The 23,903-nt window shown below is 65.6% G+C and carries 23 protein-coding genes; 16 read left to right on the plus strand and 7 right to left on the minus strand.

The features are described from left to right. The first annotated feature begins 62 nt into the window (after nucleotides 1–62). The 10 genes from nudE to AC5P6A_RS13545 all read left to right on the plus strand — a co-directional run bounded on the left by nudE (nucleotide 63) and on the right by AC5P6A_RS13545 (nucleotide 7,498). Entirely contained in the window at nucleotides 63–626 is a 564-nt protein-coding gene (nudE, locus tag AC5P6A_RS13500; protein ID WP_019660090.1) for an ADP compounds hydrolase NudE, read from the plus strand. After that, a complete protein-coding gene (cysQ, locus tag AC5P6A_RS13505) occupies nucleotides 623–1,426 on the plus strand; it encodes a 3'(2'),5'-bisphosphate nucleotidase CysQ (RefSeq protein WP_021203306.1) in 804 nt (267 codons plus the stop codon). The genes nudE and cysQ overlap by 4 nt, the downstream gene beginning before the upstream one ends. 13 nt (nucleotides 1,427–1,439) lie before the next feature. Continuing rightward, nucleotides 1,440–2,279 carry a nucleoside triphosphate pyrophosphohydrolase gene (gene mazG / locus AC5P6A_RS13510; RefSeq protein ID WP_111098951.1) on the plus strand — a complete coding sequence of 280 codons (840 nt, stop codon included), beginning with the start codon at nucleotides 1,440–1,442 and terminating at the stop codon, nucleotides 2,277–2,279. Beyond that, nucleotides 2,276–2,605, plus strand: a complete 330-nt coding sequence (locus AC5P6A_RS13515; protein WP_010482716.1) for a YnfA family protein — start codon at nucleotides 2,276–2,278, stop codon at nucleotides 2,603–2,605. Before mazG ends, AC5P6A_RS13515 begins: the two co-directional genes overlap by 4 nt. A 125-nt stretch (nucleotides 2,606–2,730) precedes the next feature. Further along, nucleotides 2,731–3,033, plus strand: coding sequence for an Mpo1-like protein (locus tag AC5P6A_RS13520; protein ID WP_019660087.1), 303 nt, complete (start codon nucleotides 2,731–2,733; stop codon nucleotides 3,031–3,033). A gap of 66 nt (nucleotides 3,034–3,099) precedes the next feature. Then, entirely contained in the window at nucleotides 3,100–4,059 is a 960-nt protein-coding gene (locus AC5P6A_RS13525; protein WP_019660086.1) for an SPFH domain-containing protein, read from the plus strand. Nucleotide 4,060: 1 nt separating this feature from the next. Further along, nucleotides 4,061–4,504 (plus strand): NfeD family protein, encoded by a 444-nt coding sequence (locus tag AC5P6A_RS13530; protein ID WP_019660085.1) that lies wholly within the window; start codon nucleotides 4,061–4,063, stop codon nucleotides 4,502–4,504. 122 nt (nucleotides 4,505–4,626) lie between these two features. Then, on the plus strand, nucleotides 4,627–5,739 hold the full coding sequence (gcvT, locus tag AC5P6A_RS13535; protein WP_164145266.1) for a glycine cleavage system aminomethyltransferase GcvT: 1,113 nt from the start codon (nucleotides 4,627–4,629) through the stop codon (nucleotides 5,737–5,739). 94 nt (nucleotides 5,740–5,833) lie between these two features. After that, nucleotides 5,834–6,229, plus strand: a complete 396-nt coding sequence (gene gcvH / locus AC5P6A_RS13540) for a glycine cleavage system protein GcvH (protein ID WP_019660083.1) — start codon at nucleotides 5,834–5,836, stop codon at nucleotides 6,227–6,229. Nucleotides 6,230–7,003: 774 nt separating this feature from the next. Continuing rightward, nucleotides 7,004–7,498, plus strand: a complete 495-nt coding sequence (locus AC5P6A_RS13545; protein WP_019660082.1) for a hypothetical protein — start codon at nucleotides 7,004–7,006, stop codon at nucleotides 7,496–7,498. 239 nt (nucleotides 7,499–7,737) lie between these two features. On the opposite strand, the gene AC5P6A_RS13550 is transcribed toward AC5P6A_RS13545, so the two are convergent. Next, the gene (locus AC5P6A_RS13550) at nucleotides 7,738–9,141 is read right to left on the minus strand and encodes a serine hydrolase domain-containing protein (protein WP_019660081.1); all 1,404 of its coding nucleotides are present in this window, start codon (nucleotides 9,139–9,141) and stop codon (nucleotides 7,738–7,740) included. A gap of 284 nt (nucleotides 9,142–9,425) precedes the next feature. On the opposite strand from AC5P6A_RS13550, the gene AC5P6A_RS13555 reads away from it, so the two are divergent. Together AC5P6A_RS13555 and AC5P6A_RS13560 are read left to right on the plus strand one after the other, a co-directional pair. Continuing rightward, complete coding sequence (locus AC5P6A_RS13555; RefSeq protein WP_329843226.1) at nucleotides 9,426–10,754, plus strand: NTP/NDP exchange transporter; 1,329 nt, start codon at nucleotides 9,426–9,428, stop codon at nucleotides 10,752–10,754. A gap of 30 nt (nucleotides 10,755–10,784) precedes the next feature. Continuing rightward, entirely contained in the window at nucleotides 10,785–11,135 is a 351-nt protein-coding gene (locus AC5P6A_RS13560) for a DUF1304 domain-containing protein (protein ID WP_107433148.1), read from the plus strand. Nucleotides 11,136–11,642: 507 nt separating this feature from the next. Here AC5P6A_RS13560 and AC5P6A_RS13565 read toward each other — a convergent pair. From AC5P6A_RS13565 to AC5P6A_RS13575, 3 genes are all read right to left on the minus strand, one after another. Continuing rightward, nucleotides 11,643–12,110: a hotdog fold domain-containing protein gene (locus tag AC5P6A_RS13565; protein ID WP_019660078.1), complete on the minus strand. Its 468-nt coding sequence runs from the start codon at nucleotides 12,108–12,110 to the stop codon at nucleotides 11,643–11,645. Between the two features lie 74 nt (nucleotides 12,111–12,184). Then, nucleotides 12,185–14,662, minus strand: coding sequence for an acyl-CoA dehydrogenase (locus tag AC5P6A_RS13570; RefSeq protein ID WP_495222327.1), 2,478 nt, complete (start codon nucleotides 14,660–14,662; stop codon nucleotides 12,185–12,187). After that, nucleotides 14,659–15,576 (minus strand): alpha/beta fold hydrolase, encoded by a 918-nt coding sequence (locus AC5P6A_RS13575; RefSeq protein WP_021204705.1) that lies wholly within the window; start codon nucleotides 15,574–15,576, stop codon nucleotides 14,659–14,661. Before AC5P6A_RS13575 ends, AC5P6A_RS13570 begins: the two co-directional genes overlap by 4 nt. A 141-nt stretch (nucleotides 15,577–15,717) precedes the next feature. On the opposite strand from AC5P6A_RS13575, the gene AC5P6A_RS13580 reads away from it, so the two are divergent. Then, nucleotides 15,718–16,320 (plus strand): TetR/AcrR family transcriptional regulator, encoded by a 603-nt coding sequence (locus tag AC5P6A_RS13580; RefSeq protein ID WP_005418411.1) that lies wholly within the window; start codon nucleotides 15,718–15,720, stop codon nucleotides 16,318–16,320. A gap of 138 nt (nucleotides 16,321–16,458) precedes the next feature. Here AC5P6A_RS13580 and AC5P6A_RS13585 read toward each other — a convergent pair whose 3' ends face one another. The 3 genes from AC5P6A_RS13585 to hslO all read right to left on the minus strand — a co-directional run bounded on the left by AC5P6A_RS13585 (nucleotide 16,459) and on the right by hslO (nucleotide 21,465). Next, the gene (locus AC5P6A_RS13585) at nucleotides 16,459–19,221 is read right to left on the minus strand and encodes a TonB-dependent receptor plug domain-containing protein (RefSeq protein ID WP_111098784.1); all 2,763 of its coding nucleotides are present in this window, start codon (nucleotides 19,219–19,221) and stop codon (nucleotides 16,459–16,461) included. A gap of 385 nt (nucleotides 19,222–19,606) precedes the next feature. Continuing rightward, on the minus strand, nucleotides 19,607–20,455 hold the full coding sequence (locus AC5P6A_RS13590; RefSeq protein ID WP_134732305.1) for an XOO1806 family protein: 849 nt from the start codon (nucleotides 20,453–20,455) through the stop codon (nucleotides 19,607–19,609). Between the two features lie 116 nt (nucleotides 20,456–20,571). Next, nucleotides 20,572–21,465 carry an Hsp33 family molecular chaperone HslO gene (gene hslO / locus AC5P6A_RS13595; RefSeq protein WP_021204702.1) on the minus strand — a complete coding sequence of 298 codons (894 nt, stop codon included), beginning with the start codon at nucleotides 21,463–21,465 and terminating at the stop codon, nucleotides 20,572–20,574. A 77-nt stretch (nucleotides 21,466–21,542) separates the two neighbouring features. On the opposite strand from hslO, the gene mtgA reads away from it, so the two are divergent. Genes mtgA through AC5P6A_RS13610 form a run of 3 tightly spaced genes read left to right on the plus strand, consistent with a single transcriptional unit; the run spans nucleotide 21,543 to nucleotide 23,749 of the window. Then, nucleotides 21,543–22,292: a monofunctional biosynthetic peptidoglycan transglycosylase gene (gene mtgA, locus AC5P6A_RS13600; RefSeq protein WP_134732307.1), complete on the plus strand. Its 750-nt coding sequence runs from the start codon at nucleotides 21,543–21,545 to the stop codon at nucleotides 22,290–22,292. A 46-nt stretch (nucleotides 22,293–22,338) separates the two neighbouring features. After that, nucleotides 22,339–23,358 carry a glycosyltransferase family 2 protein gene (locus AC5P6A_RS13605; RefSeq protein ID WP_019660071.1) on the plus strand — a complete coding sequence of 340 codons (1,020 nt, stop codon included), beginning with the start codon at nucleotides 22,339–22,341 and terminating at the stop codon, nucleotides 23,356–23,358. Continuing rightward, nucleotides 23,318–23,749 (plus strand): CBS domain-containing protein, encoded by a 432-nt coding sequence (locus AC5P6A_RS13610; RefSeq protein WP_019660070.1) that lies wholly within the window; start codon nucleotides 23,318–23,320, stop codon nucleotides 23,747–23,749. Before AC5P6A_RS13605 ends, AC5P6A_RS13610 begins: the two co-directional genes overlap by 41 nt. Nucleotides 23,750–23,903: the final 154 nt, after the last annotated feature.

Genomic DNA, 23,903 nt, shown 5'->3' on the forward strand with positions numbered 1-23,903 from the left:
ATGTTGCTGCCTGCACATTCTATCGGCACCGGCGCAGGCGCCGGCCGCCGCGGAGATTCCACATGAACGATGACCGTGCCGGGCGTCGCTTGCCGATCATCCATCGGATCACCGATGAGGAGAACGGCCCCTTCCAGCGGCAGCATCTGGACCTGGAGTTCTCCAACGGCGAACGCCGCCGGTTCGAACGTCTGGTCAGCCGAGGTCATGGCGCAGTGGTGGTGGTGCCGATGCTCGACGACGAGACCGTACTGCTGGTACGTGAATACGCTGCCGGCATGCACCGCTATGAACTGGGGTTGGTCAAGGGGCGGATCGATGCCGGCGAGACCCCCGAGCAGGCCGCCGACCGCGAGCTGAAGGAAGAGGCCGGTTTCGGCGCGCGCCGGGTCGATGTGCTGCGCGCGATGACCCTGGCCCCGACCTACATGAGCCACCAGTCGTGGCTGGTGGTGGCACGCGACCTGTACCCGGAAAAGCTGGCCGGCGACGAGCCGGAAGAACTGGAAGTCATCCCGTGGAAGCTGGCCGAGCTGGACCAGCTGATGCTGCGCGAGGACTTTTCCGAGGGGCGCTCGCTGGCGGCACTGTTCATCGCCCGCCAGTGGCTGCAGGGACTGCGATGATCAAGCTGACCACGGACCTGCGCGAGACCGCCATCGCCATCGCCCAGGACGCCGGACGGGCCATCATGCAGGTCTATGCCGATGGCTTCGATGTACAGATCAAGGACGACAGCAGCCCTGTCACCAGTGCCGACCTGGCGGCCAACCAGGTCATTGAACAGGGCCTGCAGCAGCTGACCCCGGACCTGCCAATCCTGTCCGAAGAATCGGCACAGGTGGCCTGGGAGCAGCGCCGCCACTGGGGCGCGTACTGGCTGGTCGATCCGCTCGACGGCACCCGTGAATTCGTCAAGCGCAACGGCGAGTTCAGTGTCAACATCGCGCTGATCTACCAGGGCGCACCGGCCTTCGGCGTGGTGCTGGCCCCGGTGACCGGCATCGTCTGGCATGCCATGCGCGGCGAGCTGGCCTATCGCCGGCAGGGCCTGCACGACACCGTGCTGCGCACCCGCACGCCGGCCACCGCACCGCTGCGGGTTGCTGCCAGCCGCTCGCACCGCTCACCGGAAACCGAGGCCCTGCTGGCAAGGATGGGCCGCATCGAGACCATCGCGCAGGGCTCGTCGCTGAAGTTCTGCCGGATCGCCGAAGGTGGCCTGGATGTCTATCCGCGGCTGGGCCCGACCTCCGAATGGGATACCGCCGCCGGCCAGTGCGTGCTGCACGCCGCCGGCGGCGCGGTGCTGTCGGCCGCGACCGGCAAGCCGTTCCGTTACAACCGCCGCGAAACCCTGTTGAACGGCGATTTCATTGCCCTTGGTGACACCAGCCTGCCATGGCGCGACTGGTTGTCCGATTGACCCTGGAGGCCGCATGAGCGCGCACGACACTCCCACCACCGGCAGCGCCGCCACCCATGAGCTGGAGCGCCTGCTGGCGATCATGGCGCGCCTGCGCGACCCGCAGGGCGGCTGCCCTTGGGACCTGGAGCAGAACTTCGCAACCATCGCGCCATATACCATCGAGGAAGCCTACGAAGTGGCCGATGCGATCGATCGCGGCGATCTCGATGATCTTTGCGATGAACTGGGCGATCTGCTGCTGCAGGTGGTGTTCCATGCGCGCATGGCCGAGGAGCAGGGCGCGTTTGCCTTCGCCGAGGTCGCCCGTGCGATCAGCGACAAGATGCAGCGCCGCCACCCGCACGTGTTCGCCGAGGTGAGCGTCGACGATGCCCACGGCGTGACGCGCAACTGGGAGGCGATCAAGCGTGCCGAGCGTGCGGCCAAGGGCGAGCAGGACACCTCCGCACTGGCCGGCATCTCGCGCGGCTTGCCGGAGTGGCAACGTGCGGTGAAGCTGCAGTCGCGCGCGGCCAAGGTCGGTTTCGACTGGCCAGGTCCGCTGCCGGTGCTGGACAAGGCGGCCGAGGAACTGCAGGAGTTGCGCGAGGAGTTCGAGCGCGGCGATATCGCCGGCAACAAGGCGCGCCTGCAGGAAGAGCTGGGTGACCTGCTGTTCGTCTGCGCCAACCTGGCCCGCCATGCCGACATCGACCTGGGCGCGGCGCTGCGCGGGGCCAACCACAAGTTCGAACGTCGCTTCCGTGCGATGGAAGCGCAGGCCGACGCGCAGGGGGAAGCGCTGGCCGCGATGGACCTGGAGGCGCAGGAAGCGCTGTGGCAGCAAGCCAAGGCAGCGGAGAAAGCGTGAAGACACTCGGCCTGTTCCTGCTGACCGCGCTGGCCGAGATCGTCGGCTGCTATCTGCCATGGCTGTGGCTGCGCAAGGGCGGCAGCATCTGGCTGCTGCTGCCGGCGGCCGCCAGCCTGGCGCTGTTCGCCTGGCTGCTGACCCTGCACCCGACCGCCAGTGGGCGGGTCTATGCCGCCTACGGTGGGGTCTACATCGGCACGGCGCTGTTCTGGTTGTGGCTGGTCGACGGCATCCGTCCCAGCCGGTGGGACCTGTTCGGTGCCGCCCTGTGCCTGGCCGGCATGGCAGTGATCATGTTCGGTCCGCGCACCTCATCGGTGTAGAGCCGAGCCATGCTCGGCCGCTCTTCCTTCCCACTGCGCCGGCGCGCGCAAGCCGAGCATGGCTCGATGCTGCAAGGGCAGCGATGGTGCATGATGGTGGCGGCCCTGGTCCCCGGAGCACGCGCATGTCCCGCTTCGCCAGCTTCCGCGAGTTCTATCCGTTCTATCTCAGCGAGCACCGCCACCCGGTTTCGCGGCGGCTGCACTTCATCGGCAGCTGCGGCGTGCTGGTGCTGGTCATGGCAGCGGGCCTGCGCGGGCAGCCGATGCTGTTGCTCGCTGCGCTGGCCTGCGGCTATGGATTCGCCTGGGTCGGCCATTTCTTCTTCGAGAAGAACCGTCCGGCCACCTTCCAGCATCCGCTGTACTCGTTCATGGGCGACTGGGTGATGTTCGCCGACATCCTGCGCGGGCGCGTGCCCTGGTAGTTCCGCTGTGAATGTGGCCTTCACGCGCTATGCTGGGGCCTGGACGTCACAGATAAGGAAAGCGAGATGTTCCCGACCATGTTCTTTACCGTGGTACTGGCCTTCGTGGCCGTGGTCATCCTGTTCAAGGCGGTACGGATGGTGCCCCAGGGCTTCGAATGGACCGTCGAGCGCTTCGGGCGCTACACGCACACCATGACGCCGGGCCTGCATTTCCTGATCCCGATCGTGTACGGGGTGGGGCGCAAGGTGAACATGATGGAGCAGGTGCTGGATGTGCCCAGCCAGGAAGTGATCACCAAGGACAACGCCGCCGTGCGCGTGGACGGCGTGGTGTTCTTCCAGGTCCTGGACGCTGCCAAGGCCGCTTATGAGGTCGCGAATCTGGAAGTGGCAATGATCGCCCTGGTGCAGACCAACATCCGTACCGTGATCGGCTCGATGGACCTGGATGAATCGCTCAGCCAGCGCGAGGTGATCAATGCCCAGCTGCTGAGCGTGGTCGACCATGCCACCAATCCCTGGGGCGTGAAGGTCAACCGCATCGAGATCCGCGACATCCAGCCGCCGCGCGACCTGCTGGATGCGATGGCGCGGCAGATGAAGGCCGAGCGCGAGAAGCGCGCGCAGATCCTCGAGGCAGAGGGTTCGCGCCAGTCGGAGATCCTGCGCGCCGATGGCGAAAAGCAGGCTACCGTGCTGGAGGCTGAGGGCCGTCGCGAAGCCGCGTTCCGCGATGCGGAGGCCCGCGAGCGCCTGGCCGAGGCCGAAGCCAAGGCGACCCAGATGGTGTCGGCGGCGATTGCCGAAGGTGACGTGCAGGCGATCAACTACTTCGTCGCCCAGAAGTACGTCGAGGCGTTCAAGGAACTGGCCAGCTCGCCGAACCAGAAGCTGGTGCTGATGCCGATGGAGGCCAGCGGCGTGATCGGTTCGATCGCTGGCGTGGCCGAACTGGCCAAGCAGGCACTGGGCGACCAGACCACCAAGGCCGCAGGCAAGCGGCCACCGCCGATCGGAGGCTGACATGCGCTGGGAAGTCGTCGGTTGGGGCGCGTTGGCGCTGCTGCTGTTCGCGGCAGAGGCGTTGGCACCCGGGGCGTTCATGCTGTGGATCGGCATTGGCGCAGCGGCCGTGTTCGTCCTGGTTGCGGTGTTCAGCGGCATTCCGTTGCTGTGGCAGGTCGTTGCCTTCGTCGTGCTGAGCGTGGTCTCGATCCAGTGCTACCGGCGCTGGGGCAGGAAAAGGGCGCGGCCCAGCGATGCGCCGTTGCTCAACCGCCGTGCCGAGCAGCTGGTCGGTCGGGTGGTGCCCTTGCAGCAGGGCATCGTCAGCGGGCAGGGCCGGGTCAGCATCGATGACGCGTCCTGGCCGGTGAGCGGCCCGGAGCTGCCGGCGGGTACGTGGGTACGGGTGCTGGCGGTACAGGGCAGCACGCTGCAGGTTGAGGCTGCGGGCCGCTCCTTGTAGAGCCGGGCCTCTTCGTGCGGGCGTCGCGTGGGCTCGGCTCCGGCGCTGCGCTGCGGCGCGACCTGTGGGTGACCGATCTGGGATAATGGGGGTTCTTGTTTCCTCTGCTGCCGGACCCGGTCATGACCCAGAAGACGCTGCTCAACGATACCCACCGCGCCCTTGGCGCCAAGATGGTCGATTTCGGGGGTTGGGACATGCCCATCCACTACGGCTCGCAGCTGGACGAGCACCACCTGGTGCGCCGTGAGTCCGGTGTGTTCGACGTCAGCCACATGACCGTGGTCGATCTGCGTGGTGAGCAGGTCAAGCCGTTCCTGCGCCGCCTGCTGGCCAACTCGATCGACAAGCTGAAGGTCACCGGCAAGGCACTGTACTCGTGCATGCTGAATCCCCGTGGCGGCGTCATCGACGACCTGATCGTCTACTACCTGGGCGACGACTTCTTCCGCATGGTGGTCAATGCCTCGACCCGCGAAAAGGATCTGGCCTGGCTGCGTGAGCAGGCCGCACCGTTCGGCGTGTCCGTCGAGCAGCGTCCGGACCTGGCCATCCTGGCCGTGCAGGGGCCGCAGGCGCGCGACATCGTCATCAGCCTGGCCCGCGAAGCCGACCGCGCCGCGCTGACCAAGCTGGGCCGCTTCGCCGCCCTGCAGGTGCAGTCCGACGATGGCGTCGAGCTGTTTGTCGCCCGCACCGGCTACACCGGCGAAGACGGCTTCGAAATCCTGCTGCCGCAGGATGCCGTGGTCGCGTTCTGGAACCGCCTGCTGGCGGCAGGCGTGAAGCCGGCAGGCCTCGGCGCGCGCGACACGCTGCGCCTGGAAGCCGGCATGAACCTGTACGGCCAGGACATGGACGAAGAGATCAGCCCATATGAGGCAGCATTGGCCTGGACCGTGTCGCTGGACGAAGGCCGCGACTTCATCGGCCGCGGCGCGCTGGAAGCGCAGAAGGCTGCCGGCACCGCGCGCCAGATGATCGGCCTGGTGATGGACGAAAAGGGCGTGCTGCGCCACGGCCAGGCAGTGACGACGGCCAGCGGCGAGGGCGAGATCCTGTCCGGCACCTTCTCGCCGACGCTGGCCAAGGGCATCGCCTTCGCCCGCGTGCCGGCCGGTGAACTCGGCCAGGTCACCGTCGACATCCGCGGCCGGCAGGTGCCGGTACGCGTGGTCAAGTTCCCGTTCGTGCGCGAAGGCCAGGCCCAGCCCGGCGTGCTCGCCGACGCCTGATCCGAACGTGCCGGTCGTCACTGACAGCAGTGGCGGCCGGTTGGTTACACTAGCCCCGTTTTTTCCACCCCCTGCATATCTCTGGAGCAGTCCCATGAGCGAGATCCCCGGCGACCTCAAGTTCCTCAAGTCCCATGAGTGGGCCCGTGTCGAAGGCAACGGCCGCGTCACCGTCGGTATTTCCGACCACGCCCAGGGCCTGCTGGGTGACCTGGTCTACGTCGAACTGCCCGAAGTCGGCGCCGAGGCCAAGGCCGGCGAACAGATCGCCGTTGTCGAGTCGGTGAAGGCCGCCTCGGACGTCTACAGCCCGATCAGCGGCAAGGTCGTCGAGGTCAACTCGGCCCTGTCCGACAAGCCGGAAACCATCAACGAAGATGCCTACGGCGAAGGCTGGATGTTCGTGGTCGAACTGGCCAACGCCGAAGAGGTCAACGATCTGCTGGATCCGGACGCGTACGCCGAAGTCCTGGAGAGCGACGACCACTGAGTCGCGCTTGCGGATTCTGAAACGGCCACCTTCGGGTGGCCGTTTTCGTTTTGGCGAGTGCGTCGGACTCATGACGGCCGGTTCGCTTGGCACCCTCGGCGTGGCATCAGCGGACTGACAATCGGTGCCGATCGGCGTGCGCAGTTTTGCGCAAATCCGCGTTTCCGCCCCGCGCCGACGTACTCGGATGTGAAAACTTTTTGCCCCCCGTTGCGGCGCCGTTGTGCTGGCGTTGGTGCCAGCGGCAGCCGGTGCTGGCGATGTGTGCACGCAGTGGCCACCGACGTGCATGCATCTGCGCAGAGTGCTTATTTCAAGTACTTTTTGTTCAACGCTTGCATGGTTGTTGCTGCCGGCAGCATGCGTGCGTGGCGCTTCGGCGGTCGTCGAGCGAGGAGCGTGGCGACCGTGCAGGCACCACCATGGATGGCGCGGATGTGAAAATTTTTCGTGGGGGTTGTTGACAGTAAAAAAAACCGTGATTAGGTTTCGCCTCAGCAGACCTTGCCTGCCCAACCGAGTGCGCAGAATCAATCGTCCGATGCGAAGCAGCCCCTTCAAGACCACCGCGACCCTGATGACGGTGGACATGGCCCCGCTTCCCCCGGAGAAATGCAAGGCAACTCCCGTTCCGATGCCCGCTCCGCCGATCGAGGCTGGCATTGCCGCATCCGTAACGGCGCGCCTGACGCGCCGGCGGTCCCCGCACGCAGCATCCGCGGGTTTGATCCACCTGGGCGTTTCAACTCCCTATCACTGACGAGGAGCCATCCCATGGCAACCAAGAAAGCTGCGAAGAAAAAGCCCGCCGCCAAGAAAGCGGTGAAGAAGGTCGCGAAGAAGGCCGCTGCCAAGAAGGCAGTGAAGAAGGTCGCGAAGAAGGCGACTGCCAAGAAGGCGGTGAAGAAGGCTGCGAAGAAGGTCGCCAAGAAGGCCACTGCGAAGAAGGCAGTGAAGAAGGCGGCGAAGAAGGTCGCCAAGAAGTCCACTGCCAAGAAGGCCACCAAGAAGGTAGCCAAGAAGGCCACCAAGAAGACTGCCAAGAAGGCAACGGCCCGCAAGCCGGCCAAGAAGGTCGCGAAGAAGGCAACTGCCAAGAAGGCCGTCAAGAAGACCGCCAAGAAGGCAGTGAAGAAGACCGCGAAGAAGGCCACCAAGAAGGCTGCCCCGAAGAAGGCAGCGAAGAAGGTTGCCAAGCGCAAGCCGGCCGCCCGCAAGAAGAAGGCCGCTCCGGTCGCTCTGCCGGCAACCCCGGCACCGCTGATCTAAGTACTTCCCGATAGCCGCATCCTGAAACCCCTTCCCTGGCTGCCCAGCGGGGAGGGGGTTTTTTTATGGGGCCATTGCCAGCACCGAGCCATGGCCGACTGCCTTTCCGACGTTTGACGCGCTGCATCTGTGGAGCAGGGGCCTGTCTTCCGAGCTGGCCGGGCATGGCCAGGTCCTACAAAACAACAAAAAGGGCGGCCCCCAGGCCGCCCTTGATGCTCACGGTCGAGCCCGCCGGATCAGCGCGGGGAAGCCACCGCGCGGTTGCTCGAGGCGCCCTTGCCCTTGCGCTTGTCCTGCTGCTGCGCAGGGCTGCTGCCCTCGGCCATCAGGTTGTCGCTGCCGAAGTCGGTGTCCACGTCCAGCCAGCGCTGCGCCGGCAGGCCGAGCGCGGAGTCGAGCACGGTCGGCAGCAGGCCGCTGGGCAGGCTGCTTTCGCCGTTCCACATGATGGCGATGCCCAGATCGCGTTCCGGCACCAGCGCGACCAGGCCGCGGTAACCCTGTACGGCACCGGCATGGAACACCACGTCGTGGCCGGCGTAGTCGAAGGTGCGCCAGCCCAGGGCATAGCCCGCCGAATGCAGGCGCTCACGGCGCCAGCCTGAACGCATCTCGCCGGGGGTGCTGATCAGGCTCGAATGCAGCGTGGCCAGCAGAGGTGCCGGCAGCACGTCGGGGCGGTGGCCGGTGTGGGCGAGCAGCCACTGCGCCATGTCGCTGGCACTGGCATTGACGCCGGCCGCCGGGGCGACCCGGTAGTAGGTCGGCTTCGGCGTCAGCGAGACCCAGCCGTTGCGGCTGCGCACGTGCGGACGCGCCCAGCGCGAGCTGGCCTGGATGCCGGCCAGGCCGAGGCTGGCATCGTTCATGCCCAGCGGCTTGAAGATACGGCGCTCGACCGACTGCTCGTAGAAGCTGCCGGAGGCCGCGTAGACGACATCGCCGATCAGGCTGAAGGCCACGTTCTGGTAGGCATAGCACTCGCCCGGCAGGCACTTCAGGCTGGTGTTGGCCAGTTTCTGGGTCAACGCGTAGTACTCGGCGTTGCCTTCGATGTCGCGGTCGTAGGCGTTGTACGGCAGGCCGACGCGATGGCTGAGCACGTCGGCCACGGTCAGGCGATCAGTGGCTTCCGGCGAGTTCAGGCGGAAACCCGGCACGTAGTCGGTGACCTTGCTGTCCCAGCGCAGCGTGCCGTCGTTGACCAGCAGGCCGGCCATGGTGCCGGCGAAGGCCTTGGACAGCGAGGCCAGGCGGAACACGGTGTGCGCATCAACTGGCAGCGGATTGTTGACGTCGGTGACGCCATAGCCGCGCGCGCTGAGGATACGGCCGCCCTGCACGATCGCCACCGCCATGCCCGGCACGCGTTCGCCATAGGTGAGCTGCTGCGCCATCGATTCGATGTTGGCGACGTTGAAGCCGGGCGCCGGGGCCTGCACGCGGGGCACCAGGCCGGTGCGGTAGGCCGCTGGCTGGGTGTGGGCGACGGTGGGACCCGCAGCAGTTTCGATGTTGGTCGGCATCGGCGGCAACGCCGGCGGGGTCTGCGCGGTGGTGGACAAGGCAACGGGCATCAACATGCCCAGCAAACCGGTGGCCGCCGATCGGATCGGACGACGCAGGCTGTTCTTTTTCATCGGTTGGACCCGTGCGCGACTGCTGATGGCGATTCTAGCGCCGCTTTTCCCCTGTGCACAAACAAAGCGAAGATGAATGCGCATCTCGTTGAAAAAGTTGGCATTTTGACGCTCTGGAAGTGTGTCCGAACGTGTCGTTCCTGCCTCTCATGCCACTACGTTGCGGCCATCGGTGCGCGCGTCACGCTGGCGATGTTGCAGTGCATTGGCTAACGTACGCGCTTCACCGCCCCGGAGCCTGCCATGCCGCTGTCCAACCGCCGTCTTCTGGCGAGGGACGCCGCGTGAGCGCGGTGAAGGGCAAGGGGCCGCTGCGTGAGCTGACGGCGGCACTACGTGAGTCGCCGGCGCTGTGGTGGTCGTTCCTGTACTTCTTCTGCCTGCTCAGCGGCTACTACGTGCTGCGCCCGGTGCGTGAGGCGATGGCTGCCTCGGCGGACCTGGAAACGGTGTTCCCGCCAGTGCTGATCGCCTGGTTCGCCAGCCATGGCATCGCGTTGAAGGACTTTGTCCTGCAGTTCCTGTTTTCCTGCGTGTTCGTGATCATGCTGGTGCTGCAGCCGGTGTACGGCTGGCTGGTCAGCCGGTTCCCGCGGCGGGTGTTCCTGCCGGCGGTGTATGGGTTCTTCATCGTCACCCTGCTGGGCTTCTACGTACTGTTCGATAGCGGTGTGCCGGGCCGCGGCATGGCGTTCTTTTTCTGGATCACTGTCTTCAACCTGTTCGCGGTGGCGGTGTTCTGGAGCTTCATGGCCGATGTGTTTTCCAACGCGCAGGCACGTGCTTTCTACGGTTACATCGGCGCGGCTGGCACCGTCGGTGCCTTCCTCGGTCCGATCATCACCAGTGCGCTGGTGCAGCGCGTGGGTATCGCCAACCTGATGCTGGTCTCTGCGGGATTCCTGGCCGTCTGCCTGTTGTGCATCTGGCGGCTGCGGCACTGGGCGGCGCTGCGCGAACGCGAGCAGCAACTGGTGTCCGGCGAGAAGCCAATGGGCGGCAGCGTGCTGGATGGCTTGAAACTGATCGTGCGTGAACCTCTGCTGCGCTGGCTGGCGATCATGGTGGTGTTCGGTGTGGGCGTGGGCACCCTGCTGTACAACCAGCAGGCCAGCATCGTGCGTGAGGCATTCAACGATGCAGGCGCTGCTACGGCCTTCTTCTCGCGTATCGACCTGGCGGTGAACGCACTGGCGCTGCTGATGCAGCTCGCCCTGACCCGCTGGCTGCTGTCCCGGCATGGCATTGCGCCGGCGCTGCTGATTCCTGGTTTCGCGATCCTGATCGGCTTCTCGGTGCTGGCGGCCTCGCCGATGCCGCTGATGGTCGCGGTGGTGCAGGTGATGACCCGCGCCAGTGAATTCGCGCTGGCCAAGCCGGCGCGCGAAACCATCTACACCCGCGTGGACCGCCAGTGGCGCTATAAGGCCGGCGCAGCGATCGACACGGTGGTCTACCGGGGCGCGGACCTGAGCTTTGCGTGGCTGCACAAGGGGCTGTCCCTGTTCGGCTCGCACGTGGTGTTCATGGGTGGCGTGGTGGTGGCCGGCTTCATGACCCTGGCCGCGTTCGGCGTGCTGCGCGAAGAAAAGAAACTTCCGCGCGACCGCTGACGCGGCCCAATCTTCCCGAGGAGAGAAACGATGTCGCTGATCGCGTTGCTGCTGACCGTGCTGGTCGCGGTGCTGCACCTGTACTTCCTGGTGCTGGAGATGTTCCTGTGGACCCGCCCGCTGGGCCTGAAGACCTTCCGCAACACGCCGGAGAAGGCAGAGACCACGCGCGTGCTGGCGGCCAACCAGGGCCTGTACAACGGCTTCCTGGCGGCGGGCATCGTAGTGGGGCTGGTGATCGATCAGCCAGTGCTGGTGACGTTCTCGCTGGCCTGCGTGGTGGTGGCCGGGTGCTATGGCGCCTACAGCGTGAGCCGCCGCATTTTCATGATCCAGGCGGTGCCTGCGATTCTGGCGTTGGTGTTTCGCGCGCTGGCGTAGTTTCCAGCCAACGGCGCAGCCCCTCGTGGGTTGGTCGCGTAGAGCTTCTCATGGGATTGGCCGGGTGGGTTGGGTTCGCGGGGGACGCCGCAAGTACGTCCCTGTAGGCTTGGCCGCGGCATCCATGCCGCGGACACCCCCGCGAACCCAACCCGCCCGGCCCCGACAGTTTCAGGGCCCGGCCAGCCCACGGAGAAGAAAAAGAAGATCAAGAGCAACAGCGGGTCGCTGCGCTCGTGGGTTCTGCGCGCATGAAAAGAGCGGCCATCGGGCCGCTTTTGCTTCTGCTTCTGCTTCTGCTCTTCTTTTTATCTTGCGTGGGCGGACGCCGCAGAGATCCGTCCGAGGCCGGAGGGGTGGGGCCGGGCGGGGTATCCGCGCCATGGATGGCGCGGCTAAGCCTACACGGACGTACTTGCGGCGTCCCCGCCTGGCCCCACCCCTCCGGCCCAACCGATAAACCGCATCCCGCGTCCACCCACGAGGGGCTGCGCCGTTCGCGGGAACCTACTTCGCCGGCGACATCCACATGTCGATGACCGCGCTGAACACTTCCGTCCCCGCGCGGTCGCGCACGCTGACCGTCACCGGCAGCGCATAGCCCTCGGCCGCGACGACAATCGGCTGTGCCGGCAGCGCCACCGCCTGCAGCGTGCCTCGTGCCTTGGCCAGGTACTGCACCTGCATCCCCTTCGGGATCCAGCGCATGCCCTTCGGCAGCGATGCATCGACCATCAACCCGGCGGTCAGTTCGGCCAGGTTGCACATCGCGATCGCATGCACCGTGCCGATGTGGTTGCGTACCCTGCGGCGGTCGGCCAGCGTCCCTTCGCAGCGGCCGTGTTCCAGGCGGGTGATGCACGGCGCGATGCTGGCGAAGTAGGGCGCCTTGAAACACACCGCGCGCGAGAAAAGCCAGTTGCCAGCAGGCCAGCGCTGCAGGCGGTTATAGAGCGAGAGCAGGGGCGTGGACATGGTGGAATCCCGTTCGGCGGATAAAGCGACGGCGGGCCAGGCCCGCCGTCGAAGGCAACGCGTGTCGCGGGCGATCAGGCCACCTGCGAATGCGGATCCTTGTGCTGGCGGTCGTAGTAGCTGGCCGCGCGCAGTTCGTGGGTGTCGAAGTCGTCCACGGTGATCGTGTCCAGGGTCAGCGTACGCAGCTCTTCCAGCAGGCTGCGCTCGTCCTGGGTGATCACGCCCTCGGCCACGGCCTCGTCCAGCTGGCTCTTGAAATCCAGCGCCTCGATGCCCTTGCTCTTCAGCGCCTTGAGGAACTTGCGCTCCACCGGCTCGGCCATGATCGCCTTGCTCAGGTAACTGTTGATGCGGCCACCCGGGTTGTTCTCGCACGGGGTCAGGAACACGCCATTGGCGAGACGGTCGCGGGCTTCATTCGGCGCCATCAGCAGGGCGGCGACGCGGCGGCTCAGGCGATCACCCGGCGCCTCGGCACGACGGCCCAACGGGAAGATGAGCGCCCACATCAGCCAGCCGATCGGACGGATCGGGAAATTGCGCAGCGCGGCCGACAGCGACTCTTCGATCTTGTGCACGCTGTCATGGAAGGCCCAGGCCAGCAGCGGCTGGTCGGCCTGCGGTGCACCTTCGTCGTGGTAGCGCTTGAGCATGGCGCTGGTCATGTAGACATGGCTCAGCACGTCGCCCAGGCGGCCGGACAGCGATTCCTTGAACTTCAGCTTGCCGCCGAGGGTCATCATCGAGATGTCGGCCATCAGGGCCAGGTTGGCCGAGTAACGGTCCAGCTTGCGGAAGTAGCGGCGGGTGTAGGCGTCACCCGGAGCGGCGCCGAAGCGCGCGCCGGTCAGGCCGAACCAGAACGAACGCACGGCGTTGGAGATGCCGTAGCGGATGTGGCCGAACAGGCTGCGGTCGAACTCCTGCAGGCCGGCACGGGTGTCCGGATCCTGCGCCGCCTTCATCTCCTTCAGCACCCATGGGTGGCAGAGGATCGCACCCTGGCCGAAGATCAGCAGGCTGCGGGTCATGATGTTGGCGCCTTCCACGGTGATCGCGATCGGCGCGGCCTGCCAGCTGCGGCCGGCGAAGTTGCGCGGCCCCAGGATGATGCCCTTGCCGCCGATCACGTCCATCATGTCCGAGATCACTTCGCGGCTCATGGTGGTGCAGTGATACTTGGCGATGGCCGACGGCACCGACGGCACGTCACCGCGGTCGACCGCCGCGGCGGTGGCCTGCGACAGTGCGCTGATCTTGTAGGCCTTGCCACCGATGCGGGCCAGCGCCTCCTCGACGCCCTCGAAGCGGCCGACCGACAGGCCGAACTGCTTGCGGATGCGTGCATAGGCGCCGGTGACGGCCGCACCGGCCTTGGCACCACCGCTGGCGGTGGACGGCAGGGTGATCGAGCGGCCTACGGCCAGGCACTCGTTGAGCATGTTCCAGCCCTTGCCGGCCATGGCCGCGCCACCGATCAGCTGGGTCAGCGGGATGAACACATCCTTGCCCCGGATCGGACCGTTCTGGAAGGTCGAGTTCAGCGGGAAGTGGCGACGACCGATCTCCACGCCGGCTGTGTCGCGCGGCAGCAGGCCCAGGGTGATGCCGATATCGCGGGTATCGCCGATCAGGCCATCGGGATCGTACATGCGGAAGGCCAGGCCGATCAGCGAGGCGACCGGTGCCAGGGTGATGTAGCGCTTGTCGAAGGTCAGCTTGACGCCGAGCACCTGCTCGCCGTTCCACTCGCCCTTGCAGACGATGCCGTAATCGGGAATCGAGGTGGCGTCGGAACCGGCGAACGGACCGGTCAGGCCGAAGCAGGGCACTTCACGGCCATCGGCCAAGCGCGGCAGGTACTGGTCCTTCTGTTCCTGGGTGCCGTAATGCACCAGCAGTTCACCCGGGCCCAGCGAGTTGGGTACGCCGACGGTGGAGCTGACCACCGAGGACACCGAGGCCAGCTTCTGGATCACCTTGTGGTGGGCCAGCGCGGAGAAGCCCAGGCCGCCATATTCCTTCGGGATGATCATGCCGAAGAACTTGTTCTTCTTGATGAAGGCCCACAGCTCCGGCGGCAGGTCGGCATGGACGTGGGTGATTTCCCAGTCGTTGACCATCGCGCACAACTCTTCGACGGGGCCATCAAGGAAGGCCTGTTCTTCGGCAGTCAGCTGCGGCTTGGGGTAGTTGAGCAGGATGTTCCAGTCCGGATCACCGGTGAACAGTTCGCCCTCGAATCCGACCGAACCGGTTTCCAGCGCGATGCGCTCGGTCTGCGACAGCGGCGGCAGCACCTTGCGGAACACCTTCATCATCGGGCCGGTCAGCAGCGGCTTGCGGATGAACGGCAGCAGCAGCGGCACGGCGATGACGGCCAACACGGCGGCCGCCACGATCGTAGCGGTCTGGCTGACGTAGGGGATGAACCAGCAGGCGACCAGCAGGGCCACGCTGATCAGCGTCCAGGTAACCAGCCGCATGCGGTGGTAGGCGACGAACGCGCCTGCCAGCAGCAGGGCGAGGAAGGGAAGAACGATGCTCATGAGCGTGCTCCGGTGACGTGCTCGTTTGTGGCGGACGAAGCCGCAGCATCCGCTGCGGGCAACACGTCCAGATAGTCCAACACAGTAGCGGTAAAGGCGTCGTTGTCATCGCCTGCGACCATATGCGTGGCCTGCGGCAGCTGTACATGGCGCGCGTGCGGCGCCAACGCCAGGAATTCGGCCACGGTCTGCGGCGTGACCAGATCGCTGCGGCCGCCGCTGACCAGCAGCAGCGGGCACTTCACCTGGCGCGCGGCCTCGGCCAGTGCGTCCTGGTGCTGCTCGCTGTCGCGGGCCAGTTCGGCCACCAGGCGCGGGTCCCAATGCCAGCGCCAGCGGCCGTGTCCGTCTTCGCGTAGCAAGGCACGCAGCGACTGCTCGGATTTGCGCGGGCGGTGAGGCATGTAGGCCGAGATCACATCGGCGGCCTGGGCCAGCGAGGCAAAGCCGTCGGGATGGGCGGTCATGAAGGCGAGGATGCGTTCGACGCCGGCGATATCCCAGCGCGGCGTGATGTCGACCAGTACCATCGCCGAGAACAGGCCGGGCCAGCGCGACTCAGCCAGCAGGCCGAACAGCCCGCCCATCGACGCTGCAACGAGCACCGGCGCACGTGGCTGTTCACCGGCCAGCACGATCAGGTCATCAGCGAACTGTTCGCCGTGATAGGGCAGGTCGGTGGCATTCCAGTCTGAATCGCCATGGCCGCGCGCGTCGTAAGCGAGTGTCTGCAGGCCGGCCGCAGACAGGGCGCGTGCGGTGGCGTTCCAGGCGTGGCGGGTCTGGCCGAAGCCGTGCGCGAACAGCACGCGACCACGACGACCGTGCTCGCTGGCCGTGGCCGCGAGGCGGGCGCCATGGGCGGCCTCCAGGCGCAGGTCATGGAACGCAGCGGGAGTAGGGGACATAACCATACTTGCTAGTATGGATCGCTTGCGGGGGAAGTCAATACTGCATCGTATGGTGCGTTGCGGTAGGGTCCAGGGGGGGGGCTTTGACGGTTTCGCCTGCAACGGCGTACTGCAACGAACCCCGGCGTATGGTTAAATCAGTCCATGAATCAACCTGACGCTTCCGCCGGCGAACCGCGCGCCGGCCGCAACAGCCGCCTGAGTGCCGAAGACTGGGCCCAGGCGGCCCTCGACCTGATTGCTGAACAAGGCGTAGGCGCCGTTGCGGTGGAACCGCTGGCGCGGCGACTCGGCGTGACCAAGGGCAGTTTCTACTGGCATTTTCCTTCGCGCGACGCATTGCTGCAGGCGGCGCTGGAGCGCTGGGAACTGTTCGAACAGGAACAGGTGTTCGGCAGCCTGGAAGACGTACCGGATCCGCGTGTGCGCCTGCGCCAGCTGTTCCAGATGGTGGCGCATGAAGTGCAGCCGCACATCATCTACAGCGAGCTGCTGAAGGCGCTGGACCATCCGATGGTGCGGCCGGTGATCGACCGGGTTTCGCAGCGTCGCCTCGACTATCTGGTTGCCTCGTTCCGCCAGGCAGGGCTCAGCTCGACCGATGCACGCCATCGCGCACGCCTGGCCTACGCCGCCTATGTCGGCTTCCTGCAGTTGTCGTTGCAGCTGCAGCAGCCGAAGCAGGCGCGCGAGGATTTCGAAGCCTACGTGGAGCACCTGATCGAGACGCTGATTCCTAACGGTTGAGCGTTGTTGCTTCGTTGAGTGCAGAAGGCCGCGGCAATTGCCGCGGCCTTTTTCGTTGGGTGCTGCCGCAGCCTGGAATGCACAAAAAACAACGGCCCCTTGCGGGGCCGTTGCTGCATCAGCCGATCAGTGGATCGATCAGAACTTCTGCTTGTACTGCATGTACATGTAGCGGCCCGGCAGGTCGTACTGCGGGTCGAACATGTTGTACGAGGTCGAGTACGAGACCGGCGGATCCTTGTCCCACACGTTGTTCAGGCCGACCATGATGGTGCCCTTCCACGGCGTGTTGTAGCGGAACTGGACGTCGTGGTAGGTGGTCGCGCCCATGTGGTTCTCGCGGTTCTCGGGATCCGAGCAGTAGTTGCGCAGCGAACCACCCAGCAGGCAGGACTCGGTCATCCCCGACTTGTAACGCAGGCCGTAGTTGACGCCGAAATCACCATAGGACCAGTCGACGTACAGGTTGGAACGGATGCGCCAGTACGGATCCTGATCGAGGTAACGTCCCTGGCGACCTTCGACCTGCGAGTCTTCGGTGGCCTTGGTTTCCCACTTGCTCAGGTAGGTGCTGTCGAGGGTAATGGTGAACTGGCCGATCGAGGTTTCCGGCAGGCGATACAGGATGCCCAGATCCCAGCCTTCCACCTTGTACGACGCCAGGTTCTGCAGCGGCATGTCGACGTTGGTGATGGTGTAGCGCTCGGCGGCAGTGCCGTAGGTCGGGTCACGGGTGATCAGGCCGCAGTAGGCTGCCTGCTCAGCCGGCGAGCCGCCGTAGCAGTAGTTCATGATGTCCTGGATTGCCGGACGGGTGATGGCATCATCGATCTTGATCTGCCACCAGTCCAGGGTCACGTTCAGGCCGGTCACGAAGCTCGGGCTCCACACCAGGCCCAGCGTCTTGCTGGTCGAGGTTTCCGGCTTCAGGTTCGGGTTGGACTTCCAGGTGAACGGCTCGGCGGTCTGGGCGGCACCGGACTGCGGCACGCCGTCATCGTCGCGGGTATTGGGCTGCACGAAGCCAGCCGGAACACCCTGGGCAATACACTGCGCCAGCACTGCACCGGTCGGGCCATTGGCGGCCGCGCACGGATCGGCGTAGGTTTCGAACGAATCGCCATCACCTGCGAACAGGTTGCTGATGCTCGGCGCGCGGAAGCCTTCCGAGTAGTTGCCGCGGATCATCAGGTCGTCGATCGGCTTCCAGCGGAAGCCGAACTTGTTGTTGGTAGTGTTGCCGAAGTTGCTGTACTTCGAGTAGCGGGTTGCCGCGCTGAAGTCCAGCAGCTTGGCGCCCGGCAGATCGGCCAGGACAGGGATCGACAGTTCCAGGAAGAACTCGTCCAGGTCATAGCTGCCCTTGGTCGGCTTGGCGCCGTTGCCGGTGCTCAGGCCCGCAGCAATGAAGGCGTCCGGATCGAACTGGCCGGATTCCTTGCGGTACTCGTAGCCTGCGGCGAACGCCAGGGCACCTGCCGGCAGCTGGGCGATTTCACCGGAGATGTTGGCGTAGTAGCCCTTGGACACCAGGTTGGAAGAGTCGTGGGCGGTGAACGAGGTGTAGTCGATGGCACCCTGGCTGATCGAGCCTTCCGGACCCAGCGCATTGACCGGCACGCAACCCTGGATGATGTCGCCACCCGGAGCGGTAACGCACACCGGCACGCCACCACGAAGCTCGGACGGACCATAGGCGTTGCGCAGGTTGGCCAGGTTGAACAGGCCATAGGTCAGGTCGTTCTGGTCAGTCTTGTCGTAGCGGTAGCCGACGTCCCAGTCAAAGTTGCGATCGGCGAACTCGAAGAAGCCTTCGAAGCCACCGTAGAAGTGCCAGTTCTTGACGTTCTGGTTGAACGAACGGCCGCCACTCTCGTTGAAGCGACGGTTGACGCCGGTCAGGTCCTCACCGGTCGGGTTGTACATGCTGTCCTTGCTCAGGCGCATGCCGGTGACGGGCATGGCGGCCAGCAGCTGTTCGGACTTGCGCTCGTTGTACATCGCCTCGGTGCGGAAGGTGACGTTGTCGGTGATGTTGTACGAGCCCGATGCGAACAGCGAGGTGCGCTCCTGCGGGGTCAGCAGGTAGTTGTCCGGTGCGGTGTTGTAGCCGTGGACGTTGGCATTGAACGGCGTTTCCACGCCGTTGATCAGGACATAGCGCTCATCATTGCGCAGGTAGGAACCCGGCATGCCGGTGCTGCTCTGGCCGTCGAAGAACGGAGGGCCGCCGGCGGAGATCTTGCGATCACCAGCCATGACCTTGTCTTCCTTCACGTAGGAGACACCCAGCATCAGCGACGCGCGATCGGTGGTGGTACCGATGGTGAAGTCGGCTGCTTCGCGTTCGCCGTCACCAGCGCTGTACTGGCCCTTGTAGAAGTTGGCTTCCGCGCCATCGAAGTTCTGCTTGGTGATGATGTTCACCACGCCGGCGATCGCGTCCGAACCGTAGATGGTCGACGCGCCGTCCTTGAGGACGTCGATACGCTCGATCATCGCGGTCGGGATGGTGTTCAGGTCGACGCTGCCATCCAGACCGGTGGTCCAGCGACGGCCATTGACCAGCACCAGGGTACGCGCAGAACCCAGGTTGCGCAGGCTGATGCCGGCCGAGCCATCACCGCCGTTGTTGAACGTACGGTTCAGCGCGGCGCCGTTGGCGGCGACGCGCTGCAGGATGTCGGCGACCGAGGTCACGCCCTGCTTTTCGATGTCGGCGCGGGTCAGGCTCAGGACCGGCTGCGAGGTTTCGATGTCGGTGCTCTTGATGCGCGAACCGGTGACCGAGATGCGGTCAAGGTTGGTCGCTTCCTGAGCCTGGGCGGTGGCTGTGGACGCCACACCGGCAACGAGCGCGACCAGAACGGCGTCGCGCAGCTTGTTGGACTGGAAATTCATTGGCTCTCTCTCTCCAAGAAATCTTGGCTGGGTTAATGCCCGGCGGGGGAGCGAAAAGCGCTCCCAAATCGCGAGGGCTGAACCGATAGTAGCGGGCGTTGGCCAAGAATTAAAGCTGCGTTAATCAAGCCTGTGATTTTGGTAAAAATGAAATTTCACAGTGGAAATCAAAGGGTTGAAGTGCACGTGCGCTGACGATGTCTCGTTTGTTAGCGCAAAGTGACGAAAAAAGTTCTCGTTGATGTGTATCACAGTGTGTCGGCATGCGTTGCGCGGTATCCAGTACGCCGAAAAGCGCGCTGCGTGTATCACGAGCGCGCACATGCAACGGGCGCCTTTCGGCGCCCGGAAGAAGTCAGTGCAGTGAAGACCCACGTGGGCCGGGTCAGAGATCCTGTTCGTAACGCACGTACGGCACGGTGCCGTCGTCATTGCTTTCATTGCGCGGGGAGAACGGATTCTTGCCCCGGCTGATCACGTTCTCGGCGCCAACGGTCAGCTGGCCGGACCACGGGGTGCGCCAGGTCAGGCCGATGCCCAGGCCTTCCCACTTGCCAGGCTTGCCCGGCACGTCGATCACGCGGCCGATGATGCTGCCGGTGAAATTGCCGTACCCGGCGCCAATGCTCAGGCTTTTGCTGTCCCAGCGGTCGGCGATGGACGGCGCTGCGTCGGCCAACGGTACCAGCCGCGCCTTGGCGTAGGTACCGGCAATCGAGACAAAACCCTCGCGACCGATGTTCTTCTGCGCGAACACGGTCAGATCGTTCTGCTCGGCGCGCAGCGAGGGTGTCTTGTTCGGGCCGGACAGCCACGCCGGCAGGGTTTCACGGCCCGCGCCCGCGGTGATGCCGAGGCGGCCGCTGCCGCGGTTCAGCGCGGCAGTCCCGGTGAAGCGGCGGCTGTTGAGGTCGTCATCGTCACCCAGGCTGGCCAGCATGCAGTGACTGGCCAGGCCGCTCATGCTGGTCCCGCTGCTGCTGTTGCAGAGCAGGCCCAGCGAATCGCCGGAGGACAGGCCGAAGGCCGCATCCAGCGAGTTGCGGCCGAAGTGCCAGCGGGCGCCGGCAGCCTGTTCACCGGTGGGCTCCAGGTACAGCAATGCCTCGACCTTGCCGCTGCCCTTGTTCCATACCGGCAGCACGGTCCGGGTGTCCTTGCTCTGCGCGTGCGCGCCCGTGATCGCGCCAAGGGCGATCAGCAGGGCCAGCGGTAGACGCAGGAAGGTACGCATCGGACCAGTTCAGACAAGGACGGACAACGGAAGTTCCCGTAGAGACGGGAACTTGATCGTAGGGTGTTTATGAATTCTTAACAAGCCTTGATCCCCCCAGATGCAAGACAAGCTGTTCACTGAAGCCGTTCGGGCGCCGGTACAGTCCCCTCGGCACCGTGGAACAGTATGCCGAACTCCGTCAAAGGAAAGTGATACTCCCGCCCGCAGAATTCGCAACGGACCTCGACGGCGCCGGTGTCCGCGGCCGCGGCACGTGCCTCGTCCTCGCCCAGCGACTGCAGCATCGATGCGACCCGCTCGCGGGAACAGGAGCAGGCGAAGGACAGCGGCTTGTCGCCCATCAGTTCCGGCTTCTCCTCGTGGAACAGGCGGTGCAGCAGCTGCTCGGCCGGGGTGGCCAGCAGTTCGGCCTTGCCCAGGGTCTCGAACAGGGCGCTGGCACGCGCCCAGCCGTCCTCGTCACCCTCATCGCCTGGCAGCTTCTGCAGCAGCAGGCCGGCGGCGCCATTGCGGTCGGCGGCCAGCAGCAGGCGCGTCGGCAGCTGCTCGGACTGGCGGAAGTAGTCCTCGAAGGCCTCGTCCAGCTCCGGTGCGGTCAGTGCGACCAGGCTCTGGTAGCGCTGCGGCTCGCGCGGGTCCAGGCCCGGGTTTTCGATGGTGATCGCGAGAAGGGCGTCATCACCCAGGCTGGACAGGTCGCGCGGCGCATCGGCCCCCTCGCTGAGCTGGGCGATGCCGCGCAGGGTACCGGCGGCGGTGCATTCGGCGAACAGGGTGCGCAGGGCGGTGCTGCTACGCAGCTGGATCGACAGGCGCCCATCGATCTTGGTATGGCCAGTGAACAGCGCCGAGGCAACACAGGCCTCGCCGAGCAGTTCGGCAGCGGTGTCCGGGTACGCGGCGTGGGACAGGATTTCCTGCCAGGTGGCCTGCAGGCGCACGTGGACGCCACGGACGCCAGCGTCGGGCAGCAGGAAGCGGATCAGGGAATCGGGGTTGGCGGTCATCGGCTCACATCGCGCGTAAACGGGGGCGGTTGCCGGATAATGCGCCGACAACCAGATAGAAGAAGGATGCACCAGTAATGGGGGCAGGGGGAGAGCAGCACAAGGTGGAAGCCGTAGCAGAAGGCCCACGCCGCAGGCGCTGGCGCTGGAAACGGCTGCTGTGGCTGCCGGTGTTGCTGGCGGCCTTCAGCTGCCTGCAGGTGCTGGTGCTGCGGTTCATCGACCCGCCGGTATCCACGGTCATGCTGTGGCGCTATGGCGAGGCGCTGGGCGAGGCCGATTGGTCCTATCGCCTGCATTACCAGTGGCGCGACCTGGACCAGATGGCGCCGAGCCTGCCGATCTCGCTGGTGGCGGCCGAAGACCAGCGCTTCCCCGTCCACAATGGCTTCGACCTGCAGGCCATCGAGAAGGCCCGCGACCACAATGCCAAGGGCGGGCGACTGCGTGGCGCCAGCACGATCAGCCAGCAGGTGGCCAAGAACCTGTTCCTCTGGCAGGGCCGCAGCTGGATCCGCAAGGGGCTGGAGGTCTGGTACACCGTGCTGATCGAAGCGCTGTGGCCAAAGGAGCGCATCCTGGAGATGTACGCCAACATCGCCGAGTTCGGTGATGGCGTGTACGGAGCTCAGGCGGCGGCGCAGAAGTTCTGGGGCAAGGACGCGGCCAGGTTGAGCCCGGCCGATAGCGCGCGGCTGGCGGCGGTGTTGCCGGCGCCGCGGCGCTACAACGCGGCAAAGCCAGGGCCGTACGTGCAGCGGCGTGCGGCCTGGATCCAGCGCCAGGCACGGCAGCTGGGTGGGGCCGCGTACCTTTCGGAAGAGTGAGCGCGCGCTGCCTGATCTGCGGGCGGCGGCAACGTACAATCCGGGCATGACCCGCGAACGGCTTACTTTCGTCATCGCCGCCTACAACGAGGCCCTGGCATTGCCGTTGCTGCATCCGCGGTTGTGCGCGGTGCTCGACGGCATGCCCGAACTCGACGGCCACATCCTCTATGTGGACGACGGCAGCCACGACGACACCTGGGAGGTGATCGCCGGGCTGGCCCAGTCCGATGCGCGGGTTTCCGCACTGAAGCTGTCGCGCAATTTCGGCAAGGAAGCGGCGCTGACCGCCGGGCTGGACCTGGTGCGCGAAGGCGCGGCGATGATCCTCGACGCCGACGGCCAGGATCCGCCGGAACTGGTGCCGCAGTTCGTCGCGCGCTGGCGTGAGGGCCATGACAACGTGTATGGCACGCGCATGGCCCGCGACGGCGAGGCCTGGATCAAGCGCGCCACGGCGGCGATGTTCTACCGGGTGATCGGTCGTCTGTCACGCACGCCGATCCCGGCCGATACCGGTGATTTCCGCCTGCTGTCGCCGCGTGCGCTGAGCGCGCTGCGCGAGATGCGTGAGCGCCACCGCTTCATGAAGGGGCTCTTCAGTTGGGTGGGTTTCAAGCGGATCGCGGTCCCCTATCACCGCCATGCGCGCGTGGCCGGCACCAGCAAGTTCAGCCTGTGGCGGCTGTGGAACTTCGCGCTGGAGGGCATTACCGGCTTCTCCACCGTGCCGTTGCGGGCGGCGACCTACCTGGGGCTGGCAACGGCGGCGGTGGCCTTCGTATTCGGTGTGTGGGTGATCATCAAGGCGGCGCTGTATGGCGACCGGGTGGCGGGCTGGCCGACGATGATGGCGGTGATCCTTTTCCTGGGCGGGGTGCAGCTGATCGCGCTGGGCCTGATCGGTGAGTACCTGGGGCGGCTGTACGAAGAGTCCAAGCAGCGGCCGTTGTACCTGGTTGACACGTGGCTAGCATCCGCCGTGGCAGACTCTGCCCTGCAACCCACCCTTGGAGGGCAGGCAGATGACCACGGTACGGCAACTGTTGGACGGCAAGTCTCCTGAAGTGCATGCGGTCGCGCCGGAGGCGGCGGTGATCGATGCGATCCGGCTGATGGCGGAAAAGGGTATTGGTGCGGTGCTGGTGATGGAGGGGCCGCGGCTGGTCGGCATTCTTTCCGAGCGCGATTACGCGCGCAAGATCGTGCTGCGTGATCGTTCCTCACGAGATACGGCGGTGGCCGAGATCATGACCGCACAGGTGGTGACGGTCTCGCCGGGCGAGCAGGTGGAGCATTGCCTGCAGCTGGTGACCGACTACCGCATCCGCCACCTGCCGGTGGTGGAAGGCGCGCAGGTGCTGGGGGTGATCTCGATCGGCGACCTGGTGAAGTCGGTGATCGATGCGCAGCGGCGCGAGCTGGACCAGCTGCAGCAGTACATCGTCGCCGGGTGAGGGTGTCGCTGGCGGGCCTGCGGCCCGCCGGCCCGCTTTTCGAAGCTCAAAGCCAAAGCCAAAGCCAAAGCCAAAGCAGCGCCTTCCTGATACGTTGGGAGGCGGAGGGTGGGGCTGGGCAGGACACGCCGTGAACCCATCCATGGGGGCTCGA

The organism is Stenotrophomonas sp. YJH_SMC_20 (assembly GCF_059367845.1).